The 14,558-nt window shown below is 66.3% G+C and carries 14 protein-coding genes; 8 read left to right on the plus strand and 6 right to left on the minus strand.

Annotated features, from left to right (window positions below):
• The 3 genes from HKL97_RS00920 to HKL97_RS00930 all read left to right on the plus strand — a co-directional run.
• On the plus strand, positions 1–837 hold an 837-nt coding region (locus tag HKL97_RS00920), incomplete at its 5' end, for a flagellar motor protein MotA (RefSeq protein WP_291421934.1).
• A complete protein-coding gene (locus tag HKL97_RS00925; RefSeq protein WP_291421936.1) occupies positions 834–1,973 on the plus strand; it encodes a peptidoglycan-binding protein in 1,140 nt (379 codons plus the stop codon). The genes HKL97_RS00920 and HKL97_RS00925, both read left to right, overlap by 4 nt.
• Positions 1,970–2,536 carry a 5-formyltetrahydrofolate cyclo-ligase gene (locus tag HKL97_RS00930; protein ID WP_291421937.1) on the plus strand — a complete coding sequence of 189 codons (567 nt, stop codon included), beginning with the start codon at positions 1,970–1,972 and terminating at the stop codon, positions 2,534–2,536. Before HKL97_RS00925 ends, HKL97_RS00930 begins: the two co-directional genes overlap by 4 nt.
• Before the next feature lie 77 nt (positions 2,537–2,613).
• Here HKL97_RS00930 and HKL97_RS00935 read toward each other — a convergent pair whose 3' ends face one another.
• Complete coding sequence (locus tag HKL97_RS00935) at positions 2,614–3,855, minus strand: DEAD/DEAH box helicase (RefSeq protein ID WP_291421939.1); 1,242 nt, start codon at positions 3,853–3,855, stop codon at positions 2,614–2,616.
• A 300-nt stretch (positions 3,856–4,155) separates the two neighbouring features.
• Positions 4,156–6,861 carry a glycosyltransferase gene (locus HKL97_RS00940; RefSeq protein ID WP_291421941.1) on the minus strand — a complete coding sequence of 902 codons (2,706 nt, stop codon included), beginning with the start codon at positions 6,859–6,861 and terminating at the stop codon, positions 4,156–4,158.
• 161 nt (positions 6,862–7,022) lie between these two features.
• Between HKL97_RS00940 and HKL97_RS00945 the strand changes: the two genes are divergently transcribed.
• Positions 7,023–8,309, plus strand: a complete 1,287-nt coding sequence (locus tag HKL97_RS00945) for a hemolysin family protein (protein WP_291421943.1) — start codon at positions 7,023–7,025, stop codon at positions 8,307–8,309.
• A gap of 34 nt (positions 8,310–8,343) precedes the next feature.
• On the opposite strand, the gene dksA is transcribed toward HKL97_RS00945, so the two are convergent.
• A complete protein-coding gene (gene dksA / locus HKL97_RS00950) occupies positions 8,344–8,760 on the minus strand; it encodes an RNA polymerase-binding protein DksA (protein ID WP_284257193.1) in 417 nt (138 codons plus the stop codon).
• 230 nt (positions 8,761–8,990) lie between these two features.
• Between dksA and HKL97_RS00955 the strand changes: the two genes are divergently transcribed.
• From HKL97_RS00955 to HKL97_RS00965, 3 genes are read left to right on the plus strand one after another with little or no spacing between them, the layout of a single operon-like run.
• A complete protein-coding gene (locus HKL97_RS00955; protein ID WP_291421948.1) occupies positions 8,991–10,082 on the plus strand; it encodes a nucleotide-binding domain containing protein in 1,092 nt (363 codons plus the stop codon).
• Positions 10,083–10,087: 5 nt separating this feature from the next.
• On the plus strand, positions 10,088–10,861 hold the full coding sequence (locus HKL97_RS00960; RefSeq protein ID WP_291421950.1) for a glycosyltransferase family 2 protein: 774 nt from the start codon (positions 10,088–10,090) through the stop codon (positions 10,859–10,861).
• Complete coding sequence (locus HKL97_RS00965; protein WP_291421953.1) at positions 10,858–11,547, plus strand: TVP38/TMEM64 family protein; 690 nt, start codon at positions 10,858–10,860, stop codon at positions 11,545–11,547. Before HKL97_RS00960 ends, HKL97_RS00965 begins: the two co-directional genes overlap by 4 nt.
• 154 nt (positions 11,548–11,701) lie before the next feature.
• On the opposite strand, the gene HKL97_RS00970 is transcribed toward HKL97_RS00965, so the two are convergent.
• The 3 genes from HKL97_RS00970 to HKL97_RS00980 are packed head-to-tail and all read right to left on the minus strand — an operon-like array spanning position 11,702 to position 14,144.
• Positions 11,702–13,000 carry a glycosyltransferase family 4 protein gene (locus tag HKL97_RS00970; RefSeq protein ID WP_291421955.1) on the minus strand — a complete coding sequence of 433 codons (1,299 nt, stop codon included), beginning with the start codon at positions 12,998–13,000 and terminating at the stop codon, positions 11,702–11,704.
• Between the two features lie 50 nt (positions 13,001–13,050).
• Complete coding sequence (locus HKL97_RS00975; protein WP_291421957.1) at positions 13,051–13,476, minus strand: copper chaperone PCu(A)C; 426 nt, start codon at positions 13,474–13,476, stop codon at positions 13,051–13,053.
• Between the two features lie 11 nt (positions 13,477–13,487).
• The gene (locus HKL97_RS00980; RefSeq protein ID WP_291421959.1) at positions 13,488–14,144 is read right to left on the minus strand and encodes a glutathione S-transferase; all 657 of its coding nucleotides are present in this window, start codon (positions 14,142–14,144) and stop codon (positions 13,488–13,490) included.
• A gap of 75 nt (positions 14,145–14,219) precedes the next feature.
• Here HKL97_RS00980 and HKL97_RS00985 point away from each other — a divergent pair.
• On the plus strand, positions 14,220–14,558 hold a 339-nt coding region (locus tag HKL97_RS00985; protein ID WP_291421962.1), incomplete at its 3' end, for a dihydropteroate synthase.

A 14,558-nucleotide genomic window follows, 5' to 3' on the forward strand; every position in this document is an offset into this window, starting at 1 on the left:
CTCGCCCCCATGGCGCGCATGCTGCACGGCCGGGCCGACGGCGAACGCCGCATCACGCTCTCCGGCACGGCGATGCGCACCATCCTTGATGGTATTTCAAGCCGGCTCGATGAGAGCCGCGAGCTTTCACGCTACGTCACCGGCGTGATGATCTTTCTTGGCCTGCTCGGCACCTTCTGGGGCCTGCTGCACACGGTCTCCTCGGTCGCCGCCGTCATCAACGGCATGAACCTGGCCGGCGGCGATGTGAACGCGATGTTCGCGCAGCTGAAAGGCGGGCTGGCCGGACCGCTCGCGGGCATGGGCACGGCGTTCTCCTCCTCGATGTTCGGTCTCTCCGGCGCGCTCATCCTCGGCTTTCTGGACCTCACCGCCGGCCAGGCGCAGAACCGCTTCTTCAACGAGCTGGAGGAATGGCTGGCCGGGCTCACCCGGCTCTCCAGCGGCACGCTGGGCGGCGATGGCGAAGGCAGCGTGCCGGTTTATGTGCAGGCGCTGCTGGAACAGACGGCGGAAAACATGGACTCGCTGCAGCGCGTGCTCTCCCGCGGCGAGGATAGCCGCGCCCAGGGCAACGCCGCGCTGCTGGGCCTGAACGAGCGCATGGCCAACCTGGCCGACACTTTGCAGCTGAACCAGCAGCTCATGGTCCGGCTGGCCGACAAACAGGGCGGCGATGATGTCCAGCGCTCGCATCTGCGTAATATCGAACTGCTGCTGAGCCGGCTGCTGACCGAGACCGAACAGGGCCGCATGCAGACCACCAACGAACTGCGCAGCGATCTGAAAATCCTGACCCGCACCATCGCCGCCCTGGCGGACGACGCCCGGGCATGAGCCGCAAACGCAGCGGCAGTAACGGGCTGGAGGCATGGCCGGGCTATGTCGACGCGCTTTCCACCCTGCTCATGGTCACCATCTTCGTGCTGTTGGTGTTCGTGCTGGCCGAGGCGTTTTTATCCTCCGCGCTCAGCGGCAGCGACAACACAATCGCGCAACTGCGCGACCAGATCGCCCAACTCACGCAGAGCCTCTCGATGGAAACCTCGAAGGACACGACACTGACTCAGGAGCTTTCCGCGCTCAACGCGCAGCTGGCGGGCGCGCAGGCGGCCAATGCTGGGCTGAACCAGCAGGTGAGCGCCGATGCCGCGACGATCTCGAGTTTGCAGAGCCAGGGCAAGGATTTGCAGGCGCAACTGTCTGACGCGCAGGCCCAGGCGGCGGCCAGCGCCGGGCGCATCAGCGCGTTGCAGGCACAAATGGATGCCCAGGCCCAGGCGCAGGCCAATGCCGGGCCGGGATTGCAGGATCAACTTGCCGCGCAGACCAAAATTTCGCATGACGCGCTGGCCCAGGTTGCCCTGCTCAACCAGCAGATCGCGGCGATGCGCGCGCAGCTCGCGGCGCTGGCCCAGGCGCTGGACGCAGCCCAGGCCGCCGATGCCAAGGATAACGTGCAGATCACCGATCTCGGCAAACGGCTCAACGAGGCGCTGGCCCGCAAGGTGGAAGAATTGCAGCAGTACCAGAGCGTATTTTTCCGCACCTTGAGCGAGAGCCTGAAGGGCGAGAAAAACATCAAGGTCGTCGGAGATCGTTTCGTGTTCGAGAGCGACGTGCTGTTCCCGGTGGATGAGGCAACCATCACCCCGGCGGGCGCCGCGGAAATCGCCCAGGTGGCCGCGGCCATCAAGGAAATCGCGGTCAAGATTCCGCCTGATGTGAACTGGGTGCTTTCGGTGGATGGCTATGCGGATGCGCAGCCGATCACCGGCGGGCCGTTCAAATCGAACTTTGATCTCTCCTCGGCCCGCGCACTGGCGGTGCTGGACCTGCTGATCGCCGACGGCGTGCCGCAGAACCGGCTGGTCACCTCCGGCATGGGCGCCAACAACCCGATCGCGCCAGGCAACACCCCGGCGGACTACGCACAAAACCGCCGGATTGAATTCAGATTGACCACGCCATGATGAACGGCACCGCCCTGGCCGAGGCAAAGGCCGAACTGCGCAAACGGGCCATGGCCGCCCGCAATGCGTGCGACCCCGCGCTGGGGCAAGACCTTGCCCGGCATGTGCTGGAAAATTGTCCGCCGCCGCCCGGCGCCGTGGTCGCCGGGTATTGGCCGATGGGCGATGAGATCGACATCCGCCCGCTGCTGTATGCGCTGGCGGCGCGGGGGGTTGCGCTCTGCCTGCCGGAAACCCCGCCGCGCGGCCATCCGCTGGTGTTCAAAAAATGGCAGCCGGGCGCTGCGCTTTTGCCGGGCCGGTTCGGCACGTCGCATCCGGCGGGCGAGATTGCGCGGCCGGATTTCGTGCTGATGCCGCTGCTGGCGTTTGATGCGAAGGGAAACCGGTTGGGCTACGGCGGCGGGTATTATGACCGTACGCTGGCGGCGCTGCCCGCAGCATTCAGGTTGGGCTGCGCCTTCGCGGCGCAGGAGGTCGAGACCGTGCCAACCGGTGGAAATGATCTAAAAATCCACGCCATCGCCACGGAAATTTCCCTCCGCCGGTTTCAGCCCGCCTGAATCCAGCAACGAACGGCCACAAAAAAACGGCGCCCTTTTGAGGCGCCGTTTCTGGTCTTCAGGCTTATGCGTCTTGTTTACGCCGCCCGTGAGAAATTCCGCTTCTCGCCATACTGCGGGCGCTTGGGCTTACGCACCACCAGGTCCGGATGGCGCGCGGGTTTTTTCGTCGCGGCGGCGTGGGCCGGGCGGGTGCCGCTGGCGACATTCATCTTCACGCCGGTCAGCTTCTCGATCGAGTTGAGGAACCCGAGCTCCGTCGCGTCGCAAAGGGCCACGGCAATGCCGGTGGCGCCGTTGCGCGCGGTCCGGCCGATGCGGTGAACATAGCTCTCCGGCTCGTTGGGCAGTTCGTAATTGATGACGTGGGAAACGCCCGCCACGTCGATACCGCGCGCGGCCAGATCGGTCGCGACCAGCACCCGCACGTTGCCCGCGCGGAAATCCTCCAGCGCGCGCTGGCGGGCATTCTGGCCCAGATTGCCATGCATGGCGGTGGCGGAGATTTTCTCCTGCGTGAGCTGCAAGGCCACACGGTCCGCGCCGCGCTTGGTGCGGGTGAAGACGATGGCGCGGGTCATCGCGCCGTCGCGCAGCAAGGTGCTGAGCAGATGGCGCTTGCCCGAGCCTTCGACGAAATGCACATGCTGCTCCACCAGCACCGGGGTGGAGGCCACCGGCTCGATGGAAACGCGCACCGGCTCGCGCAGCAGGCCTTCGGCCAGGGAGAGAATTTCCTTCGGCATGGTGGCCGAGAACAGCGCGGACTGGCGGCGCGCCGGAAGCTGGGCTACCACCTTGCGGATATCCGGCATGAAGCCGAGATCGAGCATGCGGTCAGCCTCGTCGAGCACGAAGAACTGGCATTGGTCGATGATCAGGTTGCGCGTGCTCATCAGGTCGCAGATGCGCCCCGGCGTGCCCACAACAATATCCGCCCCGCGCGACATCCGGTTAACCTGGCCGGTGCGGCCCACGCCGCCGACCACGAGCACGGTGTTCAGCGCCAGGCCGGTGCCGAATTTCTTGAACTCCTGCTCGATCTGCACGGCGAGTTCGCGCGTGGGCGAGAGGATGAGCGCGCGCGTGCCAAAACGGCGCGGGCGCAGCGGGCTGGCGGCCATCTGCTGCAAAATGGGCAGCGCGAAGGCGGCGGTTTTGCCGGTGCCGGTCTGGGCGGTGCCCAGAACGTCACGCCCGGCGAGACCAGCCGGCAAGGCGCCGGCCTGAATGGGGGTGGGATGGTTAAAGCCGCTGTTTTTCAGGGCTTGGAGAATCGGCGTGGCAAAGCCAAAGGATTCAAAGGTAACTTCAGTCATAAAAATAAACGTCTCCGGCGCCGCAACCATATGGCTTGCAGCGATAATGTCCGGTTTCCACGCGCGATTTTGGATTGGACGGGTAAAACAATGCCCGGGAAGGGCGTTCCCGCCCCAATAGACAAATCAACCGCCAAGGCCGAATCAAGGATCCGGTCGCGCATTCGCGGTCGACGACGGCTTATGCGCATGGTGCAGCGCAAAACGCAAGAAAACATTTGCAGGGCAGGCGTGCGGCAACAAAAAACCCAGGAAGCGGGGGCTTCCTGGGTTTTGGCTCAAGCGGCGCTGGCCGCCGGTTCAGTCCCCCGCGGCGGGGTGCATGTTGCCGATGCGCGCCGGGGCGGCCTGTTTCGCCGGGGCCTGCACCGGCTTGGGTGCCGGGGCGGGCATGGCGGCAAGGATGGCGACCGAGACCGAGGCCAGATAGGGCAGCGACTGGGTGAACAGCACCGCGCACCAGAGCCTGGTTTCCAGCGTCGCCCAGTGGTGGCCAAAGCCAACCCCCAGCAGCGCGCCCCAGGTGAGCACCAGCAGCACCAGCTCCTCGCGGGACATCACCAGCCCCTGCACCAGCGCGGGGGCGTTCTTCATCTTCGGCGTGCGCAGGAAGGGCAGGCTGTTCGAGAACAACCCCTTCCACACCGCCTTGCCGATGCTGTGCGAGAGCGCCAGCCCGGCAACCGCCGCGCCCACGCGGTCCGCGAAGCCGCAGGGCACGCGGTTTTTGTACAGCGCCAGTATCTGCACGATCTTGAAGAAGAACAGGCCGATGGAAGGCAGCATGAACAGCGCGATCGGGAATTCAAAGCGCACGGGGTCCAGGATCAGCCCGGCCGACCACGCAAGCCCCAGCCCGAGGAACACCAGACCCAGCGCATCGCCGAACCAGGGCACCCAGCCGGTGATGAAGTGCCAGCGCTGGCCCAGTGTCAGCTCATGGTTGAAGGGCGAGAACAGCGCGCGCCAGTTGGCCCGCACGATGCGCATGGCGCCATAAGCCCAGCGGTAGCGCTGCTTGCGGAAGGCGTTGTAGTCATCAGGCATCACGCCCTTGCCGAAGCTCTTCTTGGAATACACCGCCTCATACCCGGCGCGGAACAGGCGCAGGCCAAGCTGGCTGTCCTCGGTGATGCACCATTCCGCCCAGCCGTTCTCGTTGATGAGCGCGGCCTTGCGCACCAGGGTCATGGTGCCGTGCTGGATGATGGCGTTACGCTCGTTGCGGGCCACCATGCCGGCGTGGAAGAAGCCCGCATATTCCCAGAACATCATGCGCTTGAACAGGCTGCCGTCGTTATCGCGGTAATCCTGCGGCGACTGCGTGAACCCGACCTTCGGATTATCGAACGCGGGCGCCATGGAGCGCAGCCAGTCGGGGTCCACGATGTAGTCGCTGTCGATCACGCCGATCACCTCGGCATCCGGCGCGGTCTCGCGCAGCGCGAAGTTGAGCGCACCGGCCTTGAAGCCCTTGTACTTGCCCAGCGTGAAGAAGCGGAATTTGGGCCCCAGGCGCGCGCAATGCTCGGCCACCGGCTCCCACACCTTGGGGTCCTTGGTGTTATTGTCGACCACCAGCACCTCGAAGCGGTCATAATCCAGCGCCGCCAGGGCATCGAGCGTCTGGCACACCATGTGCGGCGGCTCGTTGCAGATGGGCAGGTGGATGGAGACCTTCGGCAGCTTGGCGCCGGCCGGAGCCGGGATCGGCTCGAAATGCCGCTTGGCGACCCGGCCGTAGATGGTTTCCACCAGGTCGAAGCTGTCGGCGATGAGCAGGAAGAGCAGCAGCCCCTGGCCCGCGGCCAGCGCGCCCCACACGGCGGCGGCGCTGAGCGAGAGATAAGTCTCGCTCATGGTCATGAACAGCATCGCCAGCGTGGCGGTGAAGCCCTCCACCAGCGCAGCGAAGATGAACTTGCCTGAGAAGCGGATGTCCGGCCGGCGCGAGAGCAGCGCCATGGTGGCGGCCAGGCTCAGCAGCGCCGCGCCCAGGGCGTAGAAAATCCACTGCGGGTTGTTCTCAACCGGCCCGGTGAGCGACCATTTAGGCTGGCGGCCCAGCGTATACATGCCCCAGTACCCGGCGGCGCGGCCCTCAAAGCTCGTCTTCCAGGGCTGGTCGAACGCCTCCATCACGAAATACTGGAGATGATCCTTGGCCGCGAGGTTGAAGAAGTCGCGCATGAAGCGGGCCTGGTTCACCGTGCTGGCGCGCGCCGCGCCAATGTCGATGCCATCGGAGGGCCAGCCGATCTCGCCGATCACGATGCGCTTGTTGGGGAATTTGTCATGCACCTCGGCCAGGCGGTGCATGGCGTCCTGCACGGCGATGCTCTCCGGCACGCCTTCCCAGTAGGGCAGCAAATGCACGGTGATGAAGTCAACGGAGTTGGCGAGTTCGGGGTGCTTCAGCCACACATGCCAAGGCTCGGCGGTGGAAACCGGCACATGCGTCTGCGATTTCACCAGCGCGATGTCGGCCATCAGCTCGGGCACCGGCAAATCGCCGCGCAAAATGGTCTCGTTGCCGACCATGATCTGCTTCACATCCGGGTTGGCATTGGCGACCTGCACCACCTTCGCCAGCTCCGCGGCGTTGGCCGCCGGATGGCGGTCCAGCCAGGCGCCGAGGGTGACGTTCAGGTTCATCCCCTCGGCCAGAGCCGGGATCTGCCCCAGAATGCCCTGAACCGTATAGGTGCGGATGTTATGGGTGTGCGCCGCGGCCAGCGCGAGATCGGATTTGATCTGCGCAACGCTGGGGTAGCGGTTGGTCTGCGGGTTTTCCCCCGCATGGAAGGGCGAGAAGGCAAGGCCGCCAATCTCCCCGCTGTAGGGTGGGATATCCGTAACCGGCCGGTTGAACCCGGCCCAAAGCCCAAAGGCGAGCACGCCAACGCCAAGCGATGCCGCCCAGGAGCTGGGGCTGGCCCAGCCGCGGCGCGCCTTGCGGGTGGAAACTTGCGGAGACTGGCGGCGGATTTGTGACTGAAACGTCATGGTGCAGGTCCAGATTTGTGCGAGACAAGCCTCGCACGCCGCAATGTATGGTTACCCAAAGCGGCGGGGTCTGGGCGTGATTGTGTCCCGATTGTGGCATTATGAAATTTTCGCAAGGTCGCGAAGCTGCATTTTTCGTGGATTGGGACTAGAAAGCGCTTATGACTCTCGCCCTGCAACTGCTGATCCTGGCCATCCTCATCCTCCTGAACGGCGCTTTTGCCTTGAGCGAGCTGGCGCTGGTCTCCGCCCGGCGGGCCATGCTCACGCTCATGGAGCGCCAGGGCCTGCGCGGCGCGGCGCGCGCGCGCCTGCTGGCTGACAATCCGCAGAGCTTTCTGCCCGCCTCGCAATTTGGCATCACGCTCATCGGCATCCTCATCGGCGTGTTCGGCGGCGACCAGCTGGCCAGCCATCTGGCCCCGGCCCTGGCCCATGCCCCGCTCCTCGCGCCTTACGCCAAACCGCTGGCGCTCTTGCTCACCGTGCTGGGCATCACCTTCTTCACCCTGGTGTTCGGCGAGCTGGTGCCCAAACAACTGGCCCTGCGCCACCCAGAGCGCGTGGCCGCGGCCATCGCGCAGCCGCTCGCACTTCTGGGCATGGCGGCAACACCCGTGGTCTGGCTGCTCGGCGCCACCACCACTCTGGTGCTGCGCGCCTTCGGCCCCGCCGGCGAGGACCGCCGCGCCATGAGCGAGGAAGAACTCAAGGCCATGCTGGCGGAAGGCGCGGAAACCGGCGTGCTGGAGACCGAGGAGCGCGACATCATCGAGCGCGTGCTCCGCCTGGCTGATAAACCCGTGCGCGCGATCATGACACCGCGCACCGAAATCACCTGGATCGACCGCACAGCGCCGCGCGCCGCCATCATCGCCACGCTGCGCGCCGCCCCCCATTCGCGCTTCGTCGTCTGCGACGGCGCGATCGACAACGTCGCCGGCATCGTCCAGGCCAAGGATATCCTGGACCGCGTGCTCGACGGCAAGGATTTCTCCCTGGCCGCCGCCATGCGTCAACCCATGGCCATCCCGGACTCGGTCTCCGCCCTGGAAGCCCTGGAGCGCCTCAAGTCCGACCAGCTCGGCATCGCCATCGTGCTCGATGAATACGGCAGTTTCGAAGGCATGGTCACCGCGGCGGACGTGCTGGAAGCCATCGTCGGCGACGCCGACGACACCGGCCCCAAGGAAGGCGCCGACTCGCCCGAGGCCGATTTTTACGAGCTAGACGGCCTCACCCCCGTTGACGAAATAAAAGCCCGCCTGCACCTGCCGGCTCTGCCCGCCGAGGGCACCTACCACACGCTGGGCGGCCTCATCCTCGCTTTGCTGCAACGCCCGCCGCGCAAGGGCGACGCTATCGTCTTCGGCGGCTGGAAGTTTGACGTGCTGGCCATGGACGGCCGCCGCGCCGAGCGCGTGCGCGTCGCCCGGGACGCGACGTAACGCCCAATCCGCCGCCGGCATCAATCGTCCGGCATCAATCGTCGCGGTGGACGCGCTCCATGCGCTCATGGCGTTCCTGGGCTTCGATGGAGAGCGTCGCAATCGGGCGCGCCTCCAACCGGCGCAGGCCAATCGGCTCGCCGGTTTCCTCGCAATAGCCGTAAGTGCCGTTCTCGATGCGCTGCAACGCCTGGTCGATCTTGCCGATCAGCTTGCGCGCGCGGTCGCGGGTGCGCAGTTCCAGCGCCCGGTCGGTCTCCACGCTGGCGCGGTCGGTAATATCGGCCTCAAGGATGCCGCCTTCCCCCAGCGAAGCCAGAGTGCCGTTGGCTTCCTTCACCAGATCCGCCCGCCAGCGCAGCAGCTTCTGGCGGAAATATTCGGTTTGCATGGGATTCATGAACTCCTCGGTATCCGAGGGCCGGTAGTCCGGTGGCAACGAGATGAGCATGCCGTCCGTATCCTTCAATTCAATTCAGGTAGGCCGCAACTGGCCCCCGTGGTTGAGCGGGCTTATAGCGATGCCCCCCGGCCAAGCCAAGGCCGCAAAAGCATTAAACCCAGCGGGGCTCCGGCAATGCCCGCCGCGCATGTTTCCCGTTTTTTTTCAGCGGCCGGTCTGGAAGCCCGCCTTGCTCCGTGCCATTTATCGCGGCATGCTGATTAAAAAATCATGACAATATGCCACAGCTGACCCCTTCCGCCCTCGCCTGGACCTTGCAGGACGCCGTTGCCCTGGCCACCGCCTGGGGTGCCGGCACCCGCTTGGCGCGCGGCACTGATGCCGGCAACGCAATTCTCGCCCCCGCCGGATTGGCGCTGAGCGGGCACGAAGTCACCGCCGCGCTGCAAGCCAGCCCGGCCCGCCTGTTTTTCAGCTTCGGCAACCAGGAGGCCGCGCCCGATGCCAACGCCCTGGCCCCGCTGCTGGATTGCCTGATCGAACAATCCGGCACCGGCTTCATGGCGGCGAGCTTCGCGGCCCCGGCGCTGGGGCGCACCGTGTATCAGGGGCATCTGTTCCAGGATGGGCGGCTGGCCGTCAATCTGCACCATGCGTTGCGCACGGCGCTCTCCGGCCGGGTGGCGGTGGTGCAACATGAGGTGGTGGCCGCCGGGGTTCCCGCAATCCGGCGCAAGCTCGCCGCGTTCAAGGAACAAGGCGCCGCGCTGGCGCTGCTTGATGCCGTGGACATCGCCCAATGCGCCGCCATTGCCGCCGCCGTGGAGGCGCAGCCGCTCAGCGGCGGCCCCGCCTGGCTTTGCCCGGCTGAAACCGGCCATGCCGCAGAGGCGCCCGGCGGCGCGCTGGCCATCCTCTCCGGCGCGCTGGACCGCCAAACCCTCTACCAGCTCGGCGCCGCGCGGCATGCCCTGCCCTTCCTGCAGGTTGATCCCGCCGCCCCCAACCCGGCGGCCCACGCCCTCGCCTGGGCGCAAGCCCAGGGCGGGCAGCCCCTCATCATCACCGCTTCCACCACGCCGGACAAATTACACCACGGCCTCCCGGTCGCCGCGATTCTCGCGGACATCGCCGCCGGGCTGGCCGATGCCGGGGTGCGCCGCTTCGTGCTCACCGGCAACGACACCGCCAGCGCAATCCTTGATCGTCTGCATGTGCACACCCTCGAAACCGGCGCCGCCATGGCCGGGCTGCGCTGGTTAAGCGGCGGAAACCACCATTTTTTACTCAAACCAGGCGGCTTTGGCGCGCGCGATCTGTTTCTCGACGGATTTGAGCCACAGATACGCCTTAATGCCACGGCTGAATGAGCCCCATGAACATCGAACCAAAATTCCTCACTTTGCCCGAAACCACCCCCGGCACACCGCTCATCTCGGTCGTGGTGCCCGTGCATAACGAGGCCGCGAACATCCCGCCGCTGATCGCCTCCATTAGCGCGGCGCTGGCCGGAATCGAGCATGAGATCGTCTATGTTGACGACGGCAGCACCGATGCCAGCCCGAAAATCCTGGCTGAAATCGCCGCCCGCCTGCCTACCCTGGTGCGCGTGCGCCACCGCAGCAGCTGCGGCCAGAGCGCCGCGGTCATCACCGGAGTTAAAACCGCGCGCGGCAGCTTCATCGCCACGCTGGACGGCGACGGCCAGAACGACCCGGCGGACATCCCCGCGATGCTGGACGCCGCCCTCACCGCCGAGGCGCAGGGCGCCAAACCAGTGCTGATCGCGGGCCACCGCGTCACCCGCAAGGACTCCGAAGCCAAGCGCTGGGGCTCGCGCATCGCCAACGCCGTGCGCGGCTATCTGCTGCGCGACGGTACGCCCGACACCGGCTGCGGCTTAAAACTCTTCCGCCGCGCGGCGTTTCTGGAACTCCCGCATTTCGACCATATCCACCGTTTCCTGCCGGCACTTTTTATCCGCGCCGGCGGCCGCGTCGTCTCCGTGCCGGTGCGCCACCACCAGCGCACCCACGGCGCCTCGCATTACGGCACGTGGGACCGCCTGAAAGTCGGCATCGTCGACCTGTTCGGCGTCGCCTGGCTGCAACGGCGCTGGAAACAACCGCAGATTGACCCAACCCCATGAGCGAACAGATGAGCGAGCGCATCAACCGCAGCCCCACCGCCATCGCCGCCACCCGCGCCCTAAAACCCGCCTTGATGGCCGGCGGCATGATCGCGATCGCCGCCGCGCTGCCGCTGCTCGGCGCCGCCTCGGCGCAGGCGGAGCTGGTGCATCTGGTCGCCAGGGGCGGGGTGCAGGGCCCCGCGATGTTCCTGCTCGCCGCCACCTTCCTCATCGCCATCGGCCTACCGCGCCAGGTGCCCGCCTTCGTCGCGGGCTACGCCTTCGGCCCGTGGTACGGCACCGCCATCGCTTTGGTCGCGCAGGTGCTCGCCTGCAGCCTCGATTTCATCTGGGCGCGCGCCATCGGGCAGAATTTCATCCACCGCTATTTCGGCAAGGCGCTGACCAGGATTGACACCACGCTCTCCGCCCAGCCCTTCATCGCCACCCTCACCCTGCGGCTGATGCCGGTGGGCAGCAACATCCTGCTCAACCTCGCCGCCGGGCTCTCCTCCATCCCCGCGCTGCCCTTCCTTGCCGGCTCCGCGCTCGGCTTTATCCCGCAAACCCTCATCTTCGCCGTGTTCGGCCAGGGTAGCGCGCCCAGCCATGAGCACATGCTGCTGATCGGCGGCGTCATGTTCGCGGCCTCGGCGGCCCTGGGCGTGGTTCTGTTCCGCCGCTCGCGCCGGCTGGCCGCTTAGAGCCTGATTGGTTTAAGTGCGATCAGGCTCGCGCCATTTTTCCGAGGGCGATTCACGCTTTCGGTTCGCTCAGGCGAGCGAGCCTCAAACGATCGCGCTCGCGCCATTTTTCCGAGGGCGATTCACGCTTTCGGTTCGCTCAGGCGAGCGAGCCTCAAACGATCGCGCTCTCATCCGCCCGGGACCGCGCGTAAACCTCCAGATACCCCCGCGTCATCTCCGCGCGTGAGGGCGGCAGCTTAATCCCCGCGGCCAGCCGCTCCCACAGCCCCTCCTCGGTGGCGGCGCGGCGCATGGTCCCGGCCAGCGCCCGCGCATCGCCCAGCGCGCACAGCAACCCGTCCACCTCATCGGTAATGCGCTCGGCCGGCCCGCCAGCATTGGAGGCGATCACCGGCCGGCCAAACGCCCAGGCCTCCGAGATCACCAGGCCAAAAGCCTCCCACCAGAGCGAGGGCACCAGGCACCAGTCCACCCGCGCCATCAACCCCTGCAACTGGCCAGGATGGTAGCCGCCATTGAAGATGACATTGCGCTCCCCCGCCGGGCGCTGCGCCTCGGTGGCAAAAAACCCCTCAATCCCGGCGCGGCACGCCGGCGTGGCGAAGTTGATGTTGCCGCCGTTGATCTCAACCGTAAAATCACTGAACCCCCCGGCGCGCAGCAGCGCCACGGCTTCCAGGATCACCTGCACGCCCTTGGCGTCCACCATCTGGCCGAAAAAGCCAAAGCGGTTGCGCCGCGCGCGCGGCAAAGCTGGCAATGCCGGGCTTTGCAACGCCGGGGCGCCGGGCAGGTCCTGCCCGTTGGGCACATGCATGAATTTCTCGCGCGCCAGCCCCCAGTCCACGAACATATCGGCCATGAAACGGCTGGGGGTGATGAACACGTCCACCGCCTCCAGATGCCGCTTCATCCACATCTCGCGCATGAAATAATGCTCAGGCGGCTGTTCTGGCAGGCATTGGTGGCAACGCACGGCCGAGGCGCGGGCGCACAGCGACTGGTCGGTCAACCGGCGCATCTGGCCGCTGGCCGCGCAGATGGTAACAAACTCATGCGCGGTGAAAACAATCCGCGCCTGCGGCAGCACCCGGCGGGTCAGCGTCAGAAAATCGATCCCCAGCGTCATGAAATGGTGGAAATGCACCACATCCGGCGCAACGAGGCGCAAAAACGCCGCGAACGCCTCAGCCAGCGGCGCGCTGCCGCTCTTCTGCCAGGCGTAGTCATAATCCTGGCTGAGAAACACGAACTCGTCCGCCCGGCCGTCAAACCCGGTAATCTGCGCGCCGCTCTTGAACAGCGCCAGCGATGAATGATCAATCGAGGCCAGCAGCACCGGCTCGACACCCGGCGCCGCGCGCAGCCCCGCGAACAGCTCATGCGCCACCTGCTGGCTGCCGCCGCGCACCAGCTCGGGATGATGCATGCAAACCAGCAACACCTTCATGCCGCATCCTCCCCCCCGCAAGCACGCCACCGCCGGGGCGCCATGGCGGCTTACCGCCCCTTCGGCGCCGGAATGCTGTTCAAATACACGGCAATATCCCCCGCGTCCTGAAAGGTGAGCGCGCAGGGCAGCACACTGCCCCTGGCAACCGCGAAATGCGTACCCTGCAACAACAGATGCGGGCCATCGGGCGACAGGGTAACACGCTGCCCCGCCGGAATATCCAGACTCCGCAACGGCTTGCCCGCCGCATCCACCAGAGTCGTGGTATCGGCGATCGGGCAGCTCCAACCGGTGAGAACATCCCCGGCCGCGCTGGTGTTATGGATTTGTATAAACCCCTGCGTCGCGGCGCCGATATCTTTCGTCCACCAGACCGCGCCATGATCCGCGATCATGTCCTGCCCGGCCAGAGCGTCCGCCGGCGCGGCTAAAAACAGCGCCGCCAGCACGGCGCCACCCAGATAATTCTTCATGTCAGACGCTTTCATGCGAGGATTTCAAGTTTTTCGATTCGCCAGGCGGCGGGTTCCCTGGCCGCCAGATCATACCATTGCGCCATCAACGGATGCGCCCGCACAGCCGCGCCATACGCGGCGGCGGCGGCGCTGAGCGGCGGCTGATAGATCAAAAACCGCGCCGCCACCGGCGCGAACATCGCATCGGCGGCGGTAAACGCCGCGCCGAACAAATACGGGCCACCCGCGCCGTAAGCTGCCCGCGTTTGCGACCAGATGGCGTCAATGCGCGCAACATCCGCCAGACTCTCCGGGTTCTGCCCCAGGCCGGGGCAGCTGCGCCCCAGGCTCATCGGCATCGCCAGCCGCAGCGCGCGGAACCCGCTATGCATCTCCGCCGCAATGGCCCGGGCATGCGCGCGCGCAATGCGTTCGCCCGGCCACAGCGCCGGGTTAATTTCCGCGCAATATTCCGCGATGGCGAGGCTATCCCACACCCGCGCGCCCTCATGCTCCAGATACGGCACCATCCCGCTGGGAGACGCCGCCTTCACCGCCGGCGTGCTGCCCCCGGCCAGCGGAATCACAATCTCCTCAGCCTCGATCCCCGCCAGCCTGACCATGAGCCAGCCGCGCAGCGACCACGACGAATAACGCCGCGTGCCCAGATAAAGTCTCCCCGCCATCACTCCGCCTCCCCAGCTGCCGGCCCCGCGATAGCATGTTTTGGCCACCGCATCAGCCTATGATAACCAGCCCGCATGAACCGCGCACCCCCCCTCGCCTGGGCCGGACTCCTTTTGGCCCGCCCGCTCGTCATGGGCATCCTCAACGTCACGCCCGATTCTTTCTCTGACGGCGGCCAGCACGCCACGCCCGAGGCCGCGATCGCCGCAGGCGCCGCCATGCTCGAAGCCGGGGCGGGTGCTTTCGCCGCCGATGTCGATGATATCCGCCCCGGCGCCGCCCCCATTTCCCCCGCGCAGGAGATGGCGCGCATCCTCCCCGCCATCAGCGCGCTGGCCGCCCAGGGCGCTGTCATCTCAGTGGACACCCGCAACGCCGCCACCATGGCCGCGGCGCTCGACGCGGGCGCGCGC

The sequence above is a fragment of the Acidocella sp. genome (genome assembly GCF_013044125.1).
Classification (GTDB): Bacteria; Pseudomonadota; Alphaproteobacteria; order Acetobacterales; family Acetobacteraceae; genus Acidocella.

Bases quoted from the DNA above. Each gene is read 5' to 3' on its own strand.
- HKL97_RS00925 (WP_291421936.1), top strand. From the start codon at position 834: ATGAGCCGCAAACGCAGCGGCAGTAACGGGCTGGAGGCATGGCCGGGC.
- HKL97_RS00930 (WP_291421937.1), top strand. From the start codon at position 1,970: ATGATGAACGGCACCGCCCTGGCCGAGGCAAAGGCCGAACTGCGCAAA.
- HKL97_RS00935 (WP_291421939.1), bottom strand. From the start codon at position 3,855: ATGACTGAAGTTACCTTTGAATCCTTTGGCTTTGCCACGCCGATTCTC.
- HKL97_RS00940 (WP_291421941.1), bottom strand. From the start codon at position 6,861: ATGACGTTTCAGTCACAAATCCGCCGCCAGTCTCCGCAAGTTTCCACC.
- HKL97_RS00945 (WP_291421943.1), top strand. From the start codon at position 7,023: ATGACTCTCGCCCTGCAACTGCTGATCCTGGCCATCCTCATCCTCCTG.
- dksA (WP_284257193.1), bottom strand. From the start codon at position 8,760: ATGCTCATCTCGTTGCCACCGGACTACCGGCCCTCGGATACCGAGGAG.
- HKL97_RS00955 (WP_291421948.1), top strand. From the start codon at position 8,991: ATGCCACAGCTGACCCCTTCCGCCCTCGCCTGGACCTTGCAGGACGCC.
- HKL97_RS00960 (WP_291421950.1), top strand. From the start codon at position 10,088: ATGAACATCGAACCAAAATTCCTCACTTTGCCCGAAACCACCCCCGGC.
- HKL97_RS00965 (WP_291421953.1), top strand. From the start codon at position 10,858: ATGAGCGAACAGATGAGCGAGCGCATCAACCGCAGCCCCACCGCCATC.
- HKL97_RS00970 (WP_291421955.1), bottom strand. From the start codon at position 13,000: ATGAAGGTGTTGCTGGTTTGCATGCATCATCCCGAGCTGGTGCGCGGC.
- HKL97_RS00975 (WP_291421957.1), bottom strand. From the start codon at position 13,476: ATGAAGAATTATCTGGGTGGCGCCGTGCTGGCGGCGCTGTTTTTAGCC.
- HKL97_RS00980 (WP_291421959.1), bottom strand. From the start codon at position 14,144: ATGGCGGGGAGACTTTATCTGGGCACGCGGCGTTATTCGTCGTGGTCG.